The following is a 20589-nucleotide window of genomic DNA, read 5'->3' on the forward strand; positions in this document are numbered from 1 at the left end:
GGCGGCTGCTGGCCCGGCACCAGATCCAGGCGAGCATGAGTCGCCGGGGTAACTGCTGGGACAATGCCGTCGTCGAGCGCTTCTTCCTGAGCCTCAAGACGGAACGCGTCTGGCAGCGTCGCTACGCGAACCACGGCGAGGCGCGGCGGGATATCGCGGACTACATCGCTCGGTTCTACAACACCGTTCGCATCCACTCGACGCTGGGCTACCTGCCTCCCAGCGTCTACGAGCAACCAACGGCAGCCAATCCACCTAACGCGGTGTCCGAAATCACTTGACCACCACAACTTCGCTCTGCGAAAAACCGATCCAACACCTCACCCAGTCCGGATATCGATCTATACCGATCAAAGCAATACCTCTTGTCCGGCACCGCGAGAACAACAACCCCCCGGTCGTTCAATATCTGTTCGCAATCGCGAAGGAATGCGACCAGGTCCGGGACATGCTCCACGACATGTGAGGCAATAATCCAGTCGAACCGGCCACGTGAAAGGTCTACCAAATCCGCGTACCGCTCCCCCCTCCACACATAATCTATTTCTTCCACTTGCGACGGATCCAGCCCACACCTCATGCACTCCTGGATCAAATCGCTTTTGTCAAGCCAGTCGAGCGTTTCAACATCATACCCCGCGGATTTTGGAGCTAACGGCCGGTGGTTCGGACCGATCTCCAGCCCTCGCCCATAACCGTTTATACACGAAAGTATCTTCTCTGACCGGTCAACGCTCACTCGATCAACCTCAACCCAATAAACTCAAGGACAAGCACGCACTAGTTCACCATACCCGTGTTCCTGGGCTTCCGTGGGGGCCATGAAAGGGGAAAGGAAGCACTATCCAATGACAAATTCGGATTATACATTGGATCCGCCTGAAGCCACTCCTTCCAACGACTCTCCATGTAGCCTACCTCCTGTGCGAATCGCTTACTCGGTTCACCTTGATCCTCCCTCGGCCTGGTAGCGGATTCATGATGATAGAGTACCGCGGTGGGCACCAGAACGTTCCTGTAACCACGCTCTGCAAGCCTTAGACACAGATCAACGTCATTGAATGCCACCGCCAGACATTCCTCATTCATACCCCCGATCTCTTGATAGACGTCCCGCCGTATTACAAGACACGCAGCTGTAACAGCAGAATACTGGCCTGAGAGGCCCGCCCGCCCCATATACCCAAAGCTGCTTTCCGAAAGGCCCCGGTGGGCGTTAGCGGCTACGCCGCCAACGCCTATCGTAATTCCCGCGTGCTGGATCGTACCGCCTGGGTAGAGGAGCCGGGCACCGACAGCACCTACGTCAGACTGTAACGCATACCCAACCATGTCGGTCAGCCAGTTAGGGTGACGTACTTCTGTGTCGTTGTTGATCAACCCGATTATTGGTGAATCGATTTTCTGGATCGCACGATTATTAATTGCCGAAAAGTTAAACGGCCCATCATCCCGGACAACCCGGACGCGACTACTCTCTACCTCGCTCAGATAATCCAGGGTTGCAGGATCGTCCGAACCGTTATCGACGATCAGGATCTGGTAGTTTGGGTAATCAGTCCTTGCGAGGATGCTTTCTACGCAACGACGCAGCAGATCGACCCTGTTCCGAGTCGGAATCACTAACGTGGCGGCCGGCGGCTCTTTAGGCAGCGCGAAGCGCACATGGTACCCATGGGGCATCATTTTCACCTCTGAGCCAGGCGCCCTGCTACAAACATGCTCAGCTAATGCTTTCGCGCCAGCTTCCATTGCGTAGGGCTTGGCCTGTGCCCCAGATGCGGTGCTTTTGTCGTGTGCCCGCCAGTGATACAGGACATGCGGGATGTGTACGATCTGGTCAGAATGAACTGCAGCACTGCACCTAAGAGCGAGATCGTAGTCCTGTGCCCCCTCGTATCCCTCACGAAATCCGCCCTGCGTCACAACCAGATCTCTCTGATACGCACCAAGGTGGCTAAACATGTTCTGCGAGAGAAACAGGTACGGGTTCCAGTCCGTCTTGAAATAAGGTCCAAAACGTTGGCCATGCTCATCGATCTTGTCTTCGTCGGAATAGATCATCCGAGCTTCGGGGAACTCTTCGATACATGCGACCAGATGGTACAGCGCGTCTTCGGCAAGGAGATCGTCTTGGTCCAGCAGAACAACCCACTCGCCCTGGGCGAGTTCAAGTGCGGTATTGCTGGCGGCAGAAATATGGCCGTTGCTTTCGCGAAGGGCGAGCTTTATGCGTGAGTCTTCATCTACGTAACGCTGCAGGAGATCGCGCACATTCGGATCCGTGGATGCGTCATCTGCGATACACAACTCCCAATCGGGGTAGAGCTGCTTCCGTACCGATTCGATGGCCTCATGGAGCCATTCCGGATTCGGGTTATAGACGGGCATCAAGACAGAGATCGTAGGCTGCGCCTCGATGTTTTCGAGGCGCTGGCGGATCGCGGCGCGGTCGGCGTCATCAAGGGTGTCATACAGCTTAACCCACATTCGGTAGTCCGATGGATCTACGATCCGTCCCTCGACCCGTACGGCGTCACCGACTCCGGACGTATGGGCGTCATGCCAGCGTCTGCGAACCCCTGTCGGGCCCTCCTGCAGCAGAATTCTTCCTGTTGCGCCGAGGGTCCGTGCCAAGCCTCCTTTACTGCGTACGATGTGTCGTGCCGTGTGGATCCACCCACCGAAGCGGCGATAGGGGGCAGTGAGTTTCCAGCTACGTGAAGCGCGAACCTCCGCGACTTCCGCCTGCAGTTGCTCGATACGCTGCATGCGGACCATCAACTCGTTGTGTAAATCCTGGAGCTCCCGCCGCTTCTGGCTGACGCGGTGCTGCTGACGTGCCAGCATGCGGATGAGGGGATCGACATACTCTACTAAGGGTCGGTCCAACCTCGACCGAGGATTGTCCGCCTGCGAAGGAGGTTCGGACGGCGCATCCGAAAAACGAAGGTGGCCTGCTGCGACGCCTTCGTCTTTGCCCGCAACCAACCGGGTACCCAGGCCAACACTCTGCGAGCCCCGTTTCTCGATGACGCAGAGGGAATCATAGAAACGGATCGATTCGATCTGGCCAAGAATGGCGTCATCCAGACGAATACCGACGCGGCGCGCATACCCCGCCAGCCACTCGCATGCAGTCCTCTGAACACCCCAGTGATCCCGGTGCAGCACATCCACCATGAGCTTGAAAAAGTTGACGGAGGAATACGGGGCATCAAGGCCTCCCCCATATTCCTGCCAATAGCTTGAGTGCAGGTCTTCGACTACATATATCCCTCCAGGACGGACCCGAGGAAAGTATTCGCCAAACGCACGCACTACGTCCGTTACGTGGTGCGATCCGTCGTCAATGACGATCTCGAACGCACCACCACACGCGTCGACCGCTCGCACTGTTGCCTGCTCGCATGCATCTCCAGAGATCACTTTTATGCGGGGGTCGTGAAATGCCAGCTCAGCACAAGCGGGGTCGATATCGCAGCCCAGTATGAGCTCGGCCGAACTGAAATACTTGGACCACAGCTCAAGCGATCCTCCATTCTGAACGCCAATCTCGAACAGACGGATGGGGTCGCAACGGCGAAGGGCGAACAGATCCTCGTAAACGTCCAAATTGCCGCGCCACTTGTCCGACACTTTCCCCTGGTGCTCCTGGTACAGCGATCTCAACTTCTTCATCAGCTCGCCTCAAGTGAAATACGGTCAAATGCTACGCCCACCATCCCCCAACGCACCTTGCTCGAGGCGACCGAGAACAACAGTGCGTCGTGCAGCCAATGGTGCTGGACGTGGTCATGCAGTTCTCCGTCCGCCAGAGAGGCCGTCAGCACATAATCGCCATTGGGCAACATTGGCAAACGGAATCGATAGCGCGCCACGAGTGTCTGTCCCGCTGTGGCCGGGGTCGGACTCACGTCTGTAAAAGGGAGGGTATTGTCCCCGAACAGATCCTGACCCAAGCGGTTGCGCACCATAAATCCGACGATGGGGCGATTCATGCGTTGATGCACTCTAGCCTTAATCAGCAGTTCGACCAGCTCGCCACCACGCATCACCCCTTGACGTTCACCGTGCTCATCTGTGAAGTACAGGTCGAGCAATTCCCCCGCGCCGCTCTTCCAGCCAGAGGCCAGATCCAGGTTGACCTTGACCGTCAACTCGCCATCGTATGCAGGGATCGGCGCTCGCGCCCCTTCGTCGGATTGTGGAACCCCGCCGTCGTCTCGGGATGGAGAGCGAATGCTCTCGACTTCCACCTCCTCGCCATGGACCTGACGGATACTGTATTCGAGGTAATCTTCAGCAACGGTTCTTGGCGTTCCCAATGCTCGAACCTGGCCCTGGTCCAGCCATAGCGCTCGGTCGCACAGACTCATCACGGAGTTCATGTCATGGCTGACGAAGATCAATGAGCCCCGTTGGCGAAATCGTCTAATAAACCGCATGCAGCGCTGCATGAATGTCGCATCACCAACAGCCAATGCCTCATCGATGACCAGCAAGTCAGCATCCACATGAGCGATCACGGCGAATGCGAGCCGCACGTACATGCCGCTGGAATACGTCTTGACCGGCTGTTCCATGTACTCGCCGATATCGGCGAACTCGGCGATGCTTTGGAAGCGCTGCTGCGTCTGGCTCTGCGTCAGTCCGTACAGGGAAGCCGCGAGGTACACATTCTCCCGCCCGGTGAACTCGGGATTGAAGCCCGCCCCCAACTCGAGCAACGCAGCGACCCGTCCATGAATCTCCACAGTCCCAGAAGAGGGCGCGACGGTTCCACACAAGATTTGCAGCAGGGTCGATTTGCCGGACCCATTCGAACCAACGATTCCCAGTGACTCACCACGGTGCACGGTGAAACCCACCTCCGACAGCGCATTCACTTCCCGGTAGTAAGCGCGGCCTTCAAGACCCAAAGCTCCCCGAAGCCTGGGTAGGAGATATTGTTTGAGGCGGTCGCGCGGCGAGGCGTATAGGGCGTATCGCTTGCTTACGCCGGTCACTCTGGCGACCACGTCGTCAGAGGACATCCGCAAAGCCCCTTCTTGTCTTTTGAAACCACACGAAGCCGATCCACGCCACTAGAGTCGAGACCATGAGGTAGAGCGACCAGGCCAACCAATCGGGTTCGCGCCCCCAGATCACTACGTCGCGTAGAGACTCGATCATCAACGTGAGCGGATTCAACACCATCCAGGGCTGCATGAATTCAGGTAATGCGCTGACCGGATAGAACACGGGCGAAAGAAAGAGCAGTGCTGTCGCCAGCACCCCGGTCACCTGCCCAATATCCCTCAGAAAGACGCCGAGGGAGCACAGAATCCAGCCAACACCCATGCTCAACACCACCAACGGGAATAAGATGACCGGCGCCAGCAGAACCGTAGGATGCAAATGCCCGTTCACGATCGCGAATGCCAACAAGAGGATAAGGCCGCTTACCAGAGCGTGAAACGCTGCACTGCATGCCGTAACCACTGGGAGTAACTCCAGCGGAAAAACGACCTTCTTGACGTAATTCGCCTGGCCAACTACGACGCCTGGAGCCCGCGTCAGCACTTCTGCAAACAGCGCATGAACGATCAGCCCCGAGAACAGCACCAGTGCAAAATGAACCGTCGTAGGTTGTTCCACGGCCCAGCGCGCCTCGAACACCACGGTAAAAACGAATGTAAAAACCAGAAGCATCAAAAGGGGGTGAAGAAACGACCAGAACAAACCCAGAACCGAACCTCGATATCGTCCGGCCACTTCGCGCCTGGTCAGCCGCGCCAGCAACCGTCTGTTCGACCAAAGACTCTGCCCCATGGCCCGTGGCCCGGTTGAAGCAATGGCATGCGGGTTCACTGGAACACCTCCGCGCGCACAAGCGGGGGTGCTTCGGCATCCTTGGGCGACAGCCTTGGCCCCACAGGAACCACTGGCCACTGGATGGCAATATCCGGGTCATCCCAAGCAATCGCCCGCTCCAGCTCCGGCGCGTACACGTCGGTGGTTTTGTACAGCACCTCGGTCCCTTCGCTCAGCGACAGGAACCCATGGGCAAACCCAGGCGGCACCCATAGTTGTCGTCGGTTTTTCGCAGTCAACTCGGCACTGACCCACGAACCGAATGTGGGTGAATCGCGTCGGATGTCCACAGCCACGTCGAAAATCGCTCCAGCGACAACGCGCACCAGCTTGCCCTGCGCCTTCGGGGGTAGCTGGTAGTGAAGCCCACGCAAAACACCTGTGTCACTACAGCTATGGTTGTCCTGCACAAAGTGGTGTCCCTCACCGACGATCCGCTCGAAAGCCGGCTGGTTGAAGCTCTCATAGAACCAGCCACGCTCGTCCGCGAATACGCGGGGCTGCAGCTCGATGACTTCGGGCAGTTCCAGTGGGAACCCCTTCATGGTGATACCTCTCGCACCAGTTGCGAAAGGTATTCCCCATCTGGGTTCCCGGAGGAGGGCTGGGCAACCTGCATAAGCTTCGTCGCATCGATCCACCCCTTCCGATACGCGACCTCTTCCGGGCAAGCCAGCTTCACTCCAAGCTCGTCTTCCAGAGTCTTCACACGTTGGCTTGCCTCCAGGAGCGAAGCATGGGTACCTGCGTCCATCCATTGCTGCTCGGCCCCCATGACTTCCGCGCGCAGACGTCCCTTTTCCAGATACAGCCGGTTCAGGTCCGTGATTTCCAGTTCACCACGAGCCGAGGGCTCCAGCGTCCGAGCCAGGTCAATCACGTCTGCGTCATAGAAATAGAGACCGGCCACGGCATACTCAGAGCGCGGACAGACCGGCTTTTCCTCCAGTGTCCGGACACATCCAGCCTGATCAAACTCGACGACCCCGTAGCGCTCGGGATCCGGAACCCGATACGCGAATATGGTCCCATCGCCCTCCCGATCCGCAGCCCGTTGCAGGGTTTCTTCCAACCCTCGGCCAAGAAAAATGTTGTCACCCAGAATCAGAGCCGCCGGGTCACCGGCAAGGAAGTTTTCGCCAATCAGAAATGCCTCGGCCAAACCATTCGGTTTCGGCTGCGCTGCGTAGTGCAGCGTAAGCCCCCACTGCTCGCCGTCACCGAGCAGTTCGGAAAAAGCGCCCAGGTCCCGCGGCGTCGAAATAATGAGGATTTCCCGGATACCGGCCCGCATCAGTGTCGTGAGCGGGTAAAAGATCATCGGCTTGTCGTACACCGGTAGAAGCTGCTTGCTGACGACCCGCGTAACAGGATACAGCCGCGTCCCGTAACCACCCGCCAGGATGATGCCCTTGCGTTCACTCATAACAATCGATCCATGATCTTCTCCACCTCCGCATCCCATGCGGGAGGTGTAATGCCAAATGTTTGCTGGATCCTTGAGGTGTCCAGCACCGAGTAAGATGGCCGGGTCGCAAGGACCGGATACTCCTCGCTGCTGACGGGAACGACCCGCTCTCTTGCCACACAAAGCGACGCCCCATGATCCTGGGCATAGCCAACCATCCACCTTGCCAGGTCGAACCATGTCGTCTCGCCACGCGCCGCGACGTGGTACAAACCATAGGGAAACTCGCCCTGAGCGTTCGAGCGCCATGCGTTGACCAACTGCGAGGTCACCGCCGCCAGCAGGGTCGCGGAGGTGGGGGCGCCTCGCTGGTCATTCACAACGCGCAGCTCGTCACGCTCGGCGGCGAGACGCAATATCGTCTTGACAAAATTCCGGCCGTGAGCCCCCACGACCCACCCTGTCCTAAGCACGAGATGCCGGGGATTCTGGCTGGTCACTGCCTCCTCGCCAGCCTGTTTGGTGTGGCCATACACTGACAAAGGCCGCGGCAGATCCGTCTCTCGATAAGGCCTCGACGCACACCCGTCGAACACATAGTCGGTAGAGAAATGCACCATCAGCGCCTGCAGGCGCTCAGCCTCCTCGGCCATGACACTTGGTGCGATGGCGTTTACGGCCTCGGCTTCTGCAGGCTCTTCCTCCGCCCGATCAACAGCGGTATAAGCCGCCGCGTTCACGATCACGTCCGGTTGCCGCGCCCGAATCACCTGCCGGAGGGCATCCACATCCGTCAGGTCGACGTCAGATCGCGTCAGGGCATGAACGGAGCCCAGAGAGGCCAGGGTGTCGCGCAACTCGCGCCCCACCTGGCCGCCCGCGCCGAACAGAAGGATACTCATCCCGCGCTCGCGTGATACTGCCGGTCGATCCAATCGCGGTAGGCGCCCGTGGTCACCCGGGAGACCCACTCTTCGTTGTCGAGGTACCACTGCATCGTCTTGCGCAGCCCGCTGGAAAAAGTCTCCTGAGGGGCCCAGCCCAGCGAATTCATGGCTCGCCTGGCATCAATCGCATAGCGCCGATCATGCCCGGGGCGATCCTTCACCATGTGCACCAGTGAGTGATAATTCGGGCCCGGCCGCGCCTCGCCCAGAAGCTCGCAGAGCGCCTCGACGACCTCAAGATTGGTGCGCTCCGCCGAGCCTCCCACCGCATACACCGCTCCCGGTTCACCTGCCTCCAGCATGCGGCGAAGCGCGGCACAATGATCCGAGACATGAAGCCAGTCACGAACCTGACGCCCATCGCCATACACCGGAATATGCTGCCCATGGACCGCTCGGTGGAGCACCAGTGGAATCAGCTTCTCGGGAAACTGGTACGGACCATAGTTGTTGGAGCAATTGCTGGTCAGCGTCGGGAGCCCATACGTGTGATTGTAGGCCCGTACCAGGTGGTCGGAAGCGGCCTTGCTGGCGGCATAGGGGCTGTTGGGCCGGTAGGGAGATTCCTCATCGAACGCCGGATCACCTTCGTTTAGCGACCCGAATACTTCGTCGGTCGACACATGCAGGAAGCGGAAGCCATTGCGCCGATCATGGTTCAACCCTTCCCAGTACACGCGTACCGACTCCAGAAGACCGAACGTTCCGATCACGTTGGTCTGCATGAAGGCATCCGGCCCGACAATGGAACGGTCCACATGCGACTCGGCTGCGAAATGCACAACAGCCCTTGGCTGGTGTTCCAGCAGCAATCGTGCCACCAAGTCTCTGTCCGCGACATCGCCCCGGACGAACCGATACCGGGGATCCCCCTGCACCGAAATCAGATTCTCACGGTTGCCCGCGTAGGTAAGCTTGTCGATGTTCACCAGCGGCTCGTTATGAGTAGCCAGCCACTCGAGCACGAAATTCGAGCCGATGAACCCGGCTCCCCCTGTCACCAGAATACTCACAACCTTCCCCAACGAAGTCTGGTGGAGATCACATGCGCCCGCACCCTCAGTATCGAGGAGCCCCGTGCAGGCGCGGCCCTGACATACATTCTCCGTTACGTCCCACCATATCGATCTCGGCAGCGAAAAACCACACCCCTTTGATTGGATAAGGGGGGCATCACAAGCTCACCGTATTAACGCAGCATGGCCTCGTTGAGGGCTTCGCAAAGCCACCGCAAACTGGACTTCCCCTGTTGTTCTGGGCCAACCTCCGTCGGAAGCTCAGCGCGCCAGGGACTGCTCGTGAGACAGCATAAATCGACCCAGACGCATCCCCGCCCGACCGCTCAGGATTGCTGGCTGTCATCCTTAGCCATCAAGCCTGCACTTCGCCAGCGCCCCGCCGACGTTCCCTCTTTCTTGAGACCGGTATGAAGCAGGGCACTTACACCAAGGACCCGCCCAGAACCGTTCTCGCCGGCGGCGCAGGGCTGGTGGGGCAGACCCTTGTAGACCGCATGCTTGCCAGTGGGCCGGCCGAAATCATCGTCATCGACAAGGACGTCGCCCGATTGCGCGAATTGCGACAACGCCATCCCGGTGTGACCACCATTACGGCCGACCTGTCAAAGCCCGGTGACTGGACTGACTACTTTGACGGTGCAACAGCCGCAGTCATGCTCCAGGCCCAGATCAGCAGCCGCTACCGAGCCGACTTCGAGCGCAACAACCTGACGAGCACCCGCCGAGTACTGGCCGCGCTACAGAAACATCGGGTTCCTTATACGGTGCATGTGAGTTCATCGGTCGTCTGTTCCGTGGCCGAAGACCCTTATGCGCAGACCAAGCGAGAGCAGGAAGCAATGTTCTTGGGCAGCGGCCTACCAGGCGTTGTACTCCGCCCCACGCTCTTGTTTGGGCGCCATGACAGCCACCACCTCGGATGGCTGGCTCGGTTCATGCGGTACTCGCCCGTGTTTCCCATCCCCGGCGACGGGCTCTATCTTCGCCAGCCACTTTTCGTGCAAGACTTCTGTTCAGTGATCGAACACTGCCTGGAACGTCGCTCCGAGCTCGGCTGCATCAACCTGACCGGCCTGGAACCCATAGCGTATATCGATCTAGTCCGTTACCTACGGCGCATTACGCAAGCCCGCTCCCTGCTTCTCCCGATACCTATTTCCCTTTTCGGAGCGCTGTTGGAAACCTACGGTTTCCTGACACGGCGCCCCCCGTTCACCAGGAACCAGCTGCAGGCGCTGATCGCCGGCGACCATTTCGAAGTGATCGACTGGCCGGCGCGATTCGAAATCGAACCTACCCCGCTGCACCAAGCGCTCGAACAAACCTTCGGTAAAACCCGGCACTCCAGTGGCTGAACGGCATACACCCGAACGCAGGGCATCCGCTGGCACCCCACGCCCGGAACGCGACGTAGCGGTCATCGGCGCCGGCCCCATGGGGCTGGCCGCCGCTTACCAGTTGCTTCAGGACGGCCACCAGGTGCACGTGTACGAGGCAGCGCCTGTCATCGGCGGGATGTCCACGACTTTCGAACTAGCGGGAACGCCAATAGAACGCTTCTACCACTTTATCTGTGCCCACGACCAGCCGATGTTCGACCTGCTGAAGGAGCTGGATCTCGAAGACCAGTTGCACTGGGAAACCACGCGCATGGGCTTCTTCCTGGACGGCAAGCTCCATGAATGGGGGAACCCCCTCGCTTTGCTCCGGCTGCCGGGTCTTGGCCCTGTACCCAAACTGCGATATGGCATCCATGCCTACCTCTGCACTCGCTGGCGACACTGGCGCAACCTGGACCAGCAAGAAGCCGTCCCCTGGCTTCGCCGCTGGGTAGGAAAGCGAGCCTATGATCGTCTGTGGAAGCCCCTCCTGGAATTGAAGTTTCACCACCACACAGAGGAGCTCTCCGCCGCCTGGATCTGGAACCGCATCCACCGTCTCGGCCGCTCGCGCAAAAACCTCATGCAGGAACGGCTCGGCTACCTTGAAGGCGGCTCGGCCACATTGCTGCAAGCGCTGCATGAGCACATCCGCGCCGCAGGCGGTCACGTACTTCCCGGGCACCCTGTAGACCGCGTGCAAGTGCAAGACGGCACGGTCAGAGGCGTGGAGCTGAACGCTGGGTCTTACGCACACGACGCCGTCATCAGTACAGTTCCGCTCCGCCGAGTCCCGGACATGGTGCCCACTCTACCCCAAAGCGACCGCAGCCGCATTCACGCGTTGCAGAGCCTCGCGGTGGCGTGTGTGGTTTTCAAACTGAAGCGCCCGGTTAGCGACAAGTTCTGGATCAACATCAACGATCCGTCCGTAGACCTGCCCGGCATCGTGGAGTACACCAACCTGCGCCCACTTGATGCGCATATCGTCTATGCGCCCTACTACCTGCCTGCCGGGCACCCGACGTTCCAGAAGGATGACAACACCCTGATCGAACGCACCTGGGAGCACCTGCGCCGGATAAACCCGGCGTTACAGACCGATGATGTGATCGCGGCCGAAGTGAGCCGATACCGACATGCGCAGCCGGTTTGCCGCCCCGGACACCTTGACGATCTTCCTCCTGCCAATAGCTCGATCGAAGGGCTGTACATGGCCGACACCGCCTATTACTACCCGGAAGATCGCGGTATTGCCGAGAGCGTGCGCCTCGGTCGCCAGTTGGCAAGGATGGTTGATGCCTGAGCACGGCTACCAGGCACCGCGCCTGACGATGCTTTTCTTCTGGTGCGTGGCCCTGGCGGCGCTCGGGTTGACGGCCTTTGGGTCCGTGCAAGGCTTCTCGCCGGTGCCCTACTGGGACATGTGGGACGGGCAGCTAGCGTTCTACCTGAATCTTCGCGAGGCCGGCCTGGCAGCCTGGTGGGACCAGCACAACGAGCACCGCATCCTGCTCACCCGGCTATTCTTCTTCACGGACCTCCACTGGCTGAACGGCAGTGGATGGCTGCTGATCCTGGTGAATCATCTGCTCGCGGTGTCTGCCGCCATACTCTTCATCGGCGCACTCCGCAGTGCGCTTTCGGAATCTCGAGACCGCCTGCTGGGCCCCGCTTTGGCTCCACTGTTGTTTGCCTGGCTCCTGCTATGGACGCAGCACGAAAACCTCCTTTGGGGATTCCAGATTCAATTTTTCCTGGCGCAACTCCTGCCAGCCCTCGCCCTCTTTCTGCTTTACCGCTCCAGCTACTCTTCCCCTATCAACATTACTTTCATCGCAGCGTGCGGAGCCGGGGTCGCCGCGCTCGGCACGATGGCCAATGGCGTCGTCGCACTCCCACTCATGGCACTGCTAGCCATCGTGACGCGACAGGGGGTTTTCCGAACCGCCATCCTGGTCGCACTCGCCATCATCGGACCAATCGCGTATTTCTATGGCTTCAACGCTGTAGAGAGTCACGGATCGCTATCCAGCGCCCTTGGGGACAACCCGATCCGCCTCGTGCGCTATGTCTTCTTGTACCTGGGCTCGCCTTTCTTCTATCTGGCGGGTGGCGGGACACAGGGGTCTTACCTTGCGACTGCGGCAGGCGCCTTCATGGTGGCCGCAACCGCGTTCACTGGAATACGCTTCCTGCTGGGGCCGCGTCGACTGACGATCGAGGCCGCCATGCTGACCTTTGTGGTCTTCATTGTGGGCACCGCTGTGGCAACCGCTGGCGGTCGTGTGACTTTCGGCCTCGAACAGGCTCTTTCGTCTCGCTATACCACCCCGGCCCTAATAGGCTGGGCCGCATTGCTGGTGGCCCATGCCCGTACGCTGGTCATGCTTCCCGCTGCAGCTCGTGCCACGCTGCTGGCAGCTGCTGCCGTACTGGCGGTCGCCATCGTCATACACCAACTACAGGCCCTGGACCCCGAAGGCCACCAGGCTTTCGAGCGTGACGCCGCAGCACTTCCCCTTGCCCTGCAGATCCATGATCCAGAAAGGACTCAGCGCGTGTATCCCGATTCGAAAACGGCGCTTGACCTGGCAAGACGTGCACGGGACGCCGGTGTAACCGTGTTCGCGGAACCGCCGCTTCGCGACGCCCCGCAGCTCCTCGAAAAAGCCGAAGAACTCGGACCGGTTTCCAATTGCCTGGCCTTCCTCGATAGCTACCAGGCCCTGCCTTTCGAACCCAGCTTCGCGTATATCACCGGTTGGGTGCACGCCCCCGACCTGCGGCGAACGCCGCAAACCCTTCAGATCCTGGACTCGCGTGGCAAAGCGGTTGGCATCGGCATCACCGGGCGCTACCGCCCGGACGTGGCGGAAACGATCGGCCCTGACGCTAGACACACCGGTTTCTCGGGCTACATTGAGGTCTCGGCGCTCACGGATGACTTGACTGTGCAGGGCATCGGCACAACGCGATGTCGTGGCCCGCTGCCCGGTATGCATACCCAAAAGGCCCACTGATGGAAGCGTTTCGCGAACATCCCTCCCGTTCGACGTGCGCCCCGGTCACGGTCATCATCGTGAATTGGAACTCCGGTCGACTCCTGCAGCAATGCTTGGAGGCCCTGTCGAAGCAGAGCGTGACCCCTTCGAGCATCCTGGTGGTCGACAACGCCAGCACCGATGGCTCCATCGACAACCTGCGCGAGTCCGAAAACGTCACTGTGAAACGGGCGGACATCAACCTGGGCTTTGCCGCCGGTAACAACTGGGCCATCGAAGCGTGCTCAACCGAATTCATCGCCCTCCTCAATCCGGATGCATTCCCCGCACCCGGGTGGCTGGAAGAGCTCCTGCACACCGCAGAGCGGAGTCCGGAGGCGGCCGCATTCGCATCCAGAATGATCCAGCATGATGAACCCGAACTTTTGGATGGAGCGGGCGACGCCTACCACGTTACCGGCCTTTTCTGGCGCATCGGGCACGGGCGCAAACCCTCGCCCGCCACGCTGCATCCGCGCCCGGTGTTTTCCGCTTGCGCCGGAGCCGCACTGTATCGCCGGCAAGCCGTTCGTAAAGCAGGGGGGTTCGACGAAGACTTCTTTTGCTACGGAGAAGATGTTGACCTGGGATTCAGGCTACGCTTGTCAGGCCACACCGTGCTCTATGTACCCAAGGCTATCGCCTACCACGTCGGGGGCGGCTCCAGTGGCGGCACGCAAAGCGATTTCGCGACCTACTACGGTCAGCGCAACCTACCGTGGGTTTTCCTCAAGAACATGCCCAGTACATTAATGTGGGCCCTGCTTCCAGCTCACATCCTGGTGAACGGGCTCCTCATCCTGCGCGCAATGAGTCGCGGCCAGGGCCGCATCGTCCTGCGCGCCAAGTGGAACGCGGCAAGCCAACTCCGTGAGGTCTGGAAGAAAAGACGTGCGATACAGGCACAACGCCGAGTCGGCCCGCGCGCCTTGTGGCCATTCCTCCACAAGGGATGGCCACGATGATTACCGTCTCGATCGTCAGCCACGGACACGGCGAAATGGTCAGCTGGCTTGCACGTCGCCTCCTCGCACTCCCCGAAGTGACGCAAATTCTGGTCACGCTGAACCGTTGGGAAGAACTGGATTTCCCCCAACACTCCAAGCTGGAGGTCATCCAGAACCAACGCCGTTTCGGGTTCGGCTACAACCACAACCGGGCATTCCAGCGCGCTACTGAACCTTATTTCTGTGTGATGAATCCGGACGTCATTCTCACCGAGAACCCTTTTCCCAGCCTGCTCGGGACCTTGAGCGAAACAGGGGCCGGCCTTGTGGCTCCTCAAGTCTACGACGCAGCTCATACGCTCCAGCCCAGTGCCCGCCGCTTCCCGACGGTGGCCTCACTAGCCCGCAAGCTACTGAAGGGCGAGACGGGCGCGTACCCGTCACCCGCGAGATCTGCACTCACTTATCCCGACTGGGTTGCCGGTTTGTTCATGCTGGCGAGCAGGGATGCATATCGCGACGTGAACGGCTTCGACAGGGCCTATTTCCTCTACTACGAGGACGTCGACCTGTGCGCCAGGCTATGGGCTGCCGGACACACCGTCGTGCTGGACCCGAACGCAACCATCATCCACGACGCACAGAAAAGAAGCCACGCAGACCCGATCCACTTCCTGATGCATGTCCGAAGTCTGCTGCGCTATCTGCGAAAGCACAGATTCCGTCTTTCCAGGAGGTCCACTCGCTCGCCGAACGCCCCCTGACATATTTACTCGCGGTCGGCCTGCCAGCAGCACACGAATTCCTGTCAGTCAGGGCCTCGGCGGGTGGTATGGAACCAATCGATGCCACCAGCGCCGCAGCCAGGGCCGGTCTACCAGACGAAATGCGAGCACTCGCAACAGTTTCGGGGCAGGTATCGTCAGTGCGTAGTTTTCTCGGCAGCGATCCAGGAAATGGCGCGCCAGGTCCTCGCGGCCAATGCGACGGAAATATCGCTGAATCATGCAGTACGTATGCGCCGCTTCTGCATGCCGGTCCCGGCGTTCCAGACTGGACCACACACCACCTTCGTGTATCTGGTAAACACCCGGTCGAATGTCGCTGTGATGATGGCTCCCTCCATGCGCACCCAGTAGCACCAGCAGAAACCGGTCTCCGTTGCGGACCAGGCTGCGTTCGGGACAATGACCAAGGGGCACATTGCGAAAGACCAGGCTGAGCGTGAGAAGAAACCCATCCCCCTGCTCCAGCTCGACCGCGGAGAAATCGCGCTGGCAATACTTTGGCAACTTTGACGCTGCAACAAGCGCCCCCTGCGCATCACGCATCTCCGCATCGTGACCAGACACAACACACTCCGGATGCTGCTCCAGATAGTCCACCTGAGTCTGGAGCTTGTCGGGATCGGTCCAGTAATCGTCACCTTCACACACCGCGATGTATCGTCCACGGGTCAAAGGCTCCATCGCATGCCAGGCCTTCCGCCCTTGGGAATACTGGTTCTCGGCCTGCAGGATCGGACGGATCAACTTCGGGTAGCGCGCCGCATAGCGACGAATGATGTCCTGCGTGCCATCCGTGGACGCGTCGTCGTGGACAATGATCTCGAACGGAAAATCGGTGCGCTGCATCAGGAACCCTTTTAGCGCACTCTCAACAAATGGGGCGTGGTTGTAAGTGAGGCATCGAATGCTCAGCAGGGGCTCGGTGCGTCCACCCCACTCCGCCAGGAGCTCCTGCTCGGAGCGTGGTTCCTCCAGCCGGCCCGGCGCTCGGTTTCCATTGGATTTGGCGCTCTTCATGAGCTTCGATTCTCCCAGGGGAAGGCACCCTCAGGGTCGTTGGGCAGCCCGAGGAACGCGAGAAAGCGCTGGTAGGCCCCGGGCTCGGCGAGATTGAGCACCAGCAGATCCCCGGGGCGCGTCCGAAAATAGTCCATTACCTCTCGATTATGCCGTCGATAATTGCGAATCAGGATTCCGCGTTATACGGGTCATCATCAGGCGTCCCGTGCATTCGGACGGTGTTGTACAGAAACCCCTTTCGGCAATACGGCGCCCGGCGCAGATCATCTGCCGTCGGGACCTGCCCGCCGCGACCAAACATGCGGGAATGAAAGCGTACGAGGGACTCGTACCATTGCTCCGGACTGTCCCGAACCGTCAAGATGAAAAGGCTGCCAGGAAAGGCTGCGTCCAGATGTCGGAACGTCCCGGGACAACCGAAGGGTACATCCTGAAACACTTGGGCAGAATGGCAGTAATCCACGATCGCCTCGAAGCACCCTTCGAAATATGCCCGGTCATACAACCGTTCCGCCTCGCGCTGATCACCGACCGGGAAACCCAGCTCCTCGAACGTCCTGCGTAGCGACGTGGTACCCGTCTTGTTTCGCCCAATCACAAAGATCTTGCGGCGGTTCCGGGCGCGCCAACGGTTGTAAAGAACCTTCGGCCCGACACGTAGCCGGTGGGCGACGAACTTCAGTTCGTCATGCAATCCCTGCACCGCGACCACCCTGTTCCCGGCGGAGGCGCTGAATCTCGGCAAAAACCTCGTCAAGTTGCATGCGGTTCGTCAGGTTCTCGATCGCAAGCCCCACCTTGAAGTCTTCTTCCAGACCCATCACCAGATCCAGCAACTCCAGAGAGTCCAAGCCGAGATCCTCCATTCGGACAGTGACTCCATCCGTCATCACCCTTGCCGACAGTTCTCCATGACCGGCTTCCTTCAGCCGGTCAACCACCCGGTCCAGGAACGCGTTCAGGGGTTCGCCCGTTTCATCTCCCTGTAGCGGCGAAAAACGCTCGGCACCGGCTGCTCCGTCCGAAAGTTGTCCCATGGAATCTCTTTGTCCCATCGTTCCAGCCCTCCCATCCAGGCTTGCGTAATCTCCAGAGAAAGTGGCATTCCGACACAGAAATGTGGCCCATGCCCGAAAGCCAGATCATCCCTTGGAACGGGACAGGTCGAACCTGCCCGGTCCCGAGCCATTAGCATAAAGACCACCAGTTCACCCGGGTGCACGTCCAGTTCGGCCTCATTCAATCGCCCGGTCGCCACCCGTGAGATCAGATTGACCGGGCGCGTATACCGGAAGACATCCCGAGCCTGCATTCCGGCCAACCACTCCGCTCGTTCGGTCTCGGGCTGGGCACGCCACAAATGCAGAAAATCCGCCATACCGCCGACAAGCGGATCACGCCCCATGAGGACGAAGCTCATCAGCATCCATGCCCTTTCTCGTGCCTCGGAATCCTCGTGATACGCCTGCAATAGCACCGCCATGGCATCTAGAGTATCTCCCAGGCGACGCGGGTGGTGCACCAACTCGAACAGCGACTGCGGATGCGCCGCCAATTCCGGGTAATGCTTCTCCGAGCCTGGTAACAAAAGCTCGAAAAGTCGGAACAACACCCTATCCACAAACTGCACCGCCCCTACGGTCGCAAGCCCCATGCCCTTATCGGCACGGCATATGGTGCGAAAATGCGCCTCGACCAGCTCGTCGAGCTCTGGTCGCAAGACCTCCTTCGCGACGCGGGCGAGCCTAGAAAAATGTTTCCTCGCCTCCCGATGGAAATCACCTTCGAGAAAAATTGGGCTTCGCCTGAAAAACTCCCCCACGAGCGAACCATTCAGGCCAAAATGATCACACATCCCCTCTAGCCCAGCCGCCTGAGAAAAAGGGCACAAAGGGGCATTCGAAAGTAGTTCGCGCGTAAGCGCAGGGTCTGCAACGAGGTGCAAACGCTCCCCATGATGTTCGATTACTTCGACCCTCGATGTTGAAACTTCGTGAGGTAGTGGCGCGGCCGAACGGCGTTTACGAACTCTTTCCAGAATGAGTTGGCGGAGCCATAAGGAACGCTTCTCGCTGGTCATTACGGCTCCTGCCTTCGAACAGCTCGGGCAGGTGATCCTACCGCCGTCACGTAATCACCCAAGTCGCGAGAAACAACCGAACCCGCGCCCACCACGGAGCCGCGCCCAATCGAAACCTCGGGCTTGATCACCGTACCTGCGCCCACCATCGCTCCGTCTCCGATGTCCGCGCCCCTGGTAGTCACCACACCGGGGCCGATATGCACATGGTCCCCCAAGCTGCTGTGATGGCCGATGCATCCGCCACCATTCACGATGACATTCGAACCGAGGCGACAACCGGGACCCAAGATCGCCAGTGGCCCGACATAGGAACCCGCTCCAATGATCACATCCGAGCCGATCACAGCCGTAGGATCAATCACCGTGGCCCGGACGCGCCCCAAGGATCCCATCTCCTCGAATAGCCGCCTCCGCGCGGCATTATCTCCCACTGCTACGACCACGGCCGCTTCCGGAAAGCCCCCCAGGTCCGGAACACGCCCAAGGAGGGGAAGCCCGGCGAAGTGGTCGGTCGCCAACGGCTCCACATCGTCAAGAAAACCCAGCGCCTCTACCTCACTCCCCGCCCGCCGACTTCGCAGAAGCGCATCAGCCACACATTGCCCGTGGCCACCGGCCCCAATGATCAGGACATTCATATTCCCTTCCAACCCTTCGGCTTTGAGCGAGGCCGTGCATGTTTCCCTGCAAGGCACGGGAGGTTTCCCCGCCAGATGCCCCGGCCCGAACCCTGCCCTGAACCATACCCGCTTTTGAGCGGCGCCTGATCCAGGTCTAACCTTGCGAGCGTTGCGTCGCCTGCTCGCGGCGGAGTACCCACCATGAGCATCGGAGGACAACCCAATGCTGCGGCCCATTCAGAATACTGCACCGTTTCGCATCGCTCATTACACTGAGCCTCTATGATCCAGAGTTCCTCGGCATGAGCAAGGCGTCTCACGTCCCAGCCCGCCCCCCTTCCGGGAGGGCGCGTTCACTCTTGTTACTGTCCGGCGGCAGCCTGGTTGCAAACAACATTCTCGACAGCCTTTCCGGCCGCCGAAGCGGCCTTTCGGTGGCTGCCACCAACAGCGTGCCCGATGGTCCTGGACTCGACCGATTTGACCAGATCTACAAGGTCCCTGAAACCGCGACCGCGCGTCGGGATTTCGAAGACAGGCTCGACCAGATACTGGAGGTCCAACAGCCCGACCTCGTAATACCCTGCCGCGATGACGACGTCATTGCTCTTGCGGAACTCAAGGAACGCGGGCACCCATGGGGCCCGCGATTTCTTTGCGGTGGTGCCACGATCAGCTCAGCCCTCCACGACAAGTTCGAAAGCTACCGCTTCTGCGCCGCGCGCGGCCTTCCGTTTGTCCCGACTCTTCGCACACCTGTCTCGCGCGAACTGGCCAGCACATTCGTCGAGCGCCACGGGCTGCCGCTTCTGGTCAAACCCGCCGCCGGATTCGCATCGAGGGGCGTGCGGATCCTGCTCACACGGGAACAACTTTTTCAATCTCTGGACATTGAAGACCTGCTGCTGCAACGCTTCCTCGGAGAACCCTCCGAAGTGCTTGAAGCATGGAATCGGTTTCACACCCAGGGCATCCCGTTATTCCACTCCTTCGAAGGCCTCAAGCATTCGATTCAGGTCATGATCGACCCGGACGGCAACTGCAACGATGTGTTCTGCTCCGTCAATGTGAACCGCAATGGCACAAGCCTTTCGCTCGAACGCCATGACGACGAAGAAGCCCTCCAGCTGGGACGCGACTGCGCGGCAGAACTGGCGTCCGCTGGCGCGCGCGGCCCCATAAACATACAGTGCCAGAAAGCCCCCGATGGAAAACTCTGGATCTATGAGTTCAATGCACGATTCTCCGGGGCCACGGCTGCCCGACGGCTCATGGGCTTCGACGAGGTCGCCATGGCACTCGCCCGGTACGCCGGTATTCTGCTCCCTCCGGTGTCCAACAAGAAGGGATCGCGTGTGTCGCGCATCGCGGTCGACAAGATAGACGGTGCGGCTTGACCCTCACTAAATGCCAAAACAGAAAGCCTCCGACCATGAATGGAAGGTCCATCACCCTGCCCCACCACGTGGATCCCGATC

Annotated in this window: 21 protein-coding genes; 7 read left to right on the top strand and 14 right to left on the bottom strand. The window is 59.7% G+C overall.

Going from position 1 to position 20589, the window contains the following annotated elements; all coding sequences use genetic code 11:
- Positions 1 to 281 (top strand): integrase core domain-containing protein (locus tag F618_RS0111900; RefSeq protein ID WP_019568669.1); only part of this gene is annotated, 281 nt, incomplete at its 5' end.
- Here F618_RS0111900 and F618_RS16640 read toward each other — a convergent pair.
- From F618_RS16640 to rfbB, 8 genes are read right to left on the bottom strand one after another with little or no spacing between them, the layout of a single operon-like run.
- Positions 227 to 739: a methyltransferase domain-containing protein gene (locus F618_RS16640; protein WP_081620893.1), complete on the bottom strand. Its 513-nt coding sequence runs from the start codon at positions 737 to 739 to the stop codon at positions 227 to 229. The genes F618_RS0111900 and F618_RS16640 overlap by 55 nt on opposite strands.
- Before the next feature lie 41 nt (positions 740 to 780).
- Entirely contained in the window at positions 781 to 3681 is a 2901-nt protein-coding gene (locus F618_RS0111905; protein ID WP_019568670.1) for a glycosyltransferase, read from the bottom strand.
- The gene (locus F618_RS0111910) at positions 3681 to 5036 is read right to left on the bottom strand and encodes an ABC transporter ATP-binding protein (protein ID WP_019568671.1); all 1356 of its coding nucleotides are present in this window, start codon (positions 5034 to 5036) and stop codon (positions 3681 to 3683) included. Before F618_RS0111910 ends, F618_RS0111905 begins: the two co-directional genes overlap by 1 nt.
- Entirely contained in the window at positions 5026 to 5814 is a 789-nt protein-coding gene (locus tag F618_RS0111915; protein WP_369772996.1) for an ABC transporter permease, read from the bottom strand. The genes F618_RS0111910 and F618_RS0111915 overlap by 11 nt, the downstream gene beginning before the upstream one ends.
- A 35-nt stretch (positions 5815 to 5849) precedes the next feature.
- Positions 5850 to 6401 (bottom strand): dTDP-4-dehydrorhamnose 3,5-epimerase, encoded by a 552-nt coding sequence (gene rfbC, locus F618_RS0111920; protein WP_019568673.1) that lies wholly within the window; start codon positions 6399 to 6401, stop codon positions 5850 to 5852.
- On the bottom strand, positions 6398 to 7282 hold the full coding sequence (gene rfbA, locus F618_RS0111925) for a glucose-1-phosphate thymidylyltransferase RfbA (RefSeq protein ID WP_019568674.1): 885 nt from the start codon (positions 7280 to 7282) through the stop codon (positions 6398 to 6400). Before rfbA ends, rfbC begins: the two co-directional genes overlap by 4 nt.
- Positions 7279 to 8166: a dTDP-4-dehydrorhamnose reductase gene (rfbD, locus tag F618_RS0111930; RefSeq protein ID WP_019568675.1), complete on the bottom strand. Its 888-nt coding sequence runs from the start codon at positions 8164 to 8166 to the stop codon at positions 7279 to 7281. Before rfbD ends, rfbA begins: the two co-directional genes overlap by 4 nt.
- Positions 8163 to 9224: a dTDP-glucose 4,6-dehydratase gene (rfbB, locus tag F618_RS0111935; protein ID WP_026331219.1), complete on the bottom strand. Its 1062-nt coding sequence runs from the start codon at positions 9222 to 9224 to the stop codon at positions 8163 to 8165. Before rfbB ends, rfbD begins: the two co-directional genes overlap by 4 nt.
- A 413-nt stretch (positions 9225 to 9637) precedes the next feature.
- On the opposite strand from rfbB, the gene F618_RS0111940 reads away from it, so the two are divergent.
- From F618_RS0111940 to F618_RS0111960, 5 genes are all read left to right on the top strand, one after another.
- The gene (locus tag F618_RS0111940) at positions 9638 to 10585 is read left to right on the top strand and encodes an NAD(P)-dependent oxidoreductase (RefSeq protein WP_019568677.1); all 948 of its coding nucleotides are present in this window, start codon (positions 9638 to 9640) and stop codon (positions 10583 to 10585) included.
- A 64-nt stretch (positions 10586 to 10649) separates the two neighbouring features.
- Entirely contained in the window at positions 10650 to 11915 is a 1266-nt protein-coding gene (locus F618_RS0111945) for an NAD(P)/FAD-dependent oxidoreductase (protein WP_255349470.1), read from the top strand.
- Complete coding sequence (locus F618_RS0111950) at positions 11908 to 13632, top strand: hypothetical protein (protein ID WP_019568679.1); 1725 nt, start codon at positions 11908 to 11910, stop codon at positions 13630 to 13632. Before F618_RS0111945 ends, F618_RS0111950 begins: the two co-directional genes overlap by 8 nt.
- Positions 13632 to 14618 (top strand): glycosyltransferase family 2 protein, encoded by a 987-nt coding sequence (locus F618_RS0111955; RefSeq protein WP_019568680.1) that lies wholly within the window; start codon positions 13632 to 13634, stop codon positions 14616 to 14618. Before F618_RS0111950 ends, F618_RS0111955 begins: the two co-directional genes overlap by 1 nt.
- Positions 14615 to 15364: a glycosyltransferase family 2 protein gene (locus tag F618_RS0111960; protein WP_019568681.1), complete on the top strand. Its 750-nt coding sequence runs from the start codon at positions 14615 to 14617 to the stop codon at positions 15362 to 15364. The genes F618_RS0111955 and F618_RS0111960 overlap by 4 nt, the downstream gene beginning before the upstream one ends.
- 48 nt (positions 15365 to 15412) lie before the next feature.
- Here the strand turns inward: F618_RS0111960 and F618_RS0111965 are convergent, their stop codons facing one another.
- Genes F618_RS0111965 through F618_RS0111985 form a run of 6 tightly spaced genes read right to left on the bottom strand, consistent with a single transcriptional unit; the run spans position 15413 to position 19129 of the window.
- Positions 15413 to 16405, bottom strand: coding sequence for a glycosyltransferase (locus F618_RS0111965; RefSeq protein ID WP_019568682.1), 993 nt, complete (start codon positions 16403 to 16405; stop codon positions 15413 to 15415).
- Positions 16402 to 16542: a hypothetical protein gene (locus tag F618_RS16395; protein WP_019568683.1), complete on the bottom strand. Its 141-nt coding sequence runs from the start codon at positions 16540 to 16542 to the stop codon at positions 16402 to 16404. Before F618_RS16395 ends, F618_RS0111965 begins: the two co-directional genes overlap by 4 nt.
- Positions 16543 to 16574: 32 nt before the next feature.
- Entirely contained in the window at positions 16575 to 17102 is a 528-nt protein-coding gene (locus F618_RS14895) for a sulfotransferase (protein ID WP_231362679.1), read from the bottom strand.
- Positions 17095 to 17445, bottom strand: coding sequence for an acyl carrier protein (locus F618_RS16400; protein ID WP_231362680.1), 351 nt, complete (start codon positions 17443 to 17445; stop codon positions 17095 to 17097). Before F618_RS16400 ends, F618_RS14895 begins: the two co-directional genes overlap by 8 nt.
- Positions 17367 to 18488, bottom strand: coding sequence for a hypothetical protein (locus F618_RS16405; RefSeq protein WP_231362681.1), 1122 nt, complete (start codon positions 18486 to 18488; stop codon positions 17367 to 17369). Before F618_RS16405 ends, F618_RS16400 begins: the two co-directional genes overlap by 79 nt.
- Positions 18488 to 19129 (bottom strand): acetyltransferase, encoded by a 642-nt coding sequence (locus F618_RS0111985; protein WP_019568687.1) that lies wholly within the window; start codon positions 19127 to 19129, stop codon positions 18488 to 18490. Before F618_RS0111985 ends, F618_RS16405 begins: the two co-directional genes overlap by 1 nt.
- Positions 19130 to 19470: 341 nt before the next feature.
- Between F618_RS0111985 and F618_RS0111990 the strand changes: the two genes are divergently transcribed.
- The gene (locus F618_RS0111990; RefSeq protein ID WP_019568688.1) at positions 19471 to 20508 is read left to right on the top strand and encodes a hypothetical protein; all 1038 of its coding nucleotides are present in this window, start codon (positions 19471 to 19473) and stop codon (positions 20506 to 20508) included.
- Positions 20509 to 20589: the final 81 nt, after the last annotated feature.

Origin of the sequence: Thioalkalivibrio sp. ALMg13-2 (genome assembly GCF_000381185.1) — a bacterium.
Classification (GTDB): domain Bacteria; phylum Pseudomonadota; class Gammaproteobacteria; order Ectothiorhodospirales; family Ectothiorhodospiraceae; genus Thioalkalivibrio; species Thioalkalivibrio versutus.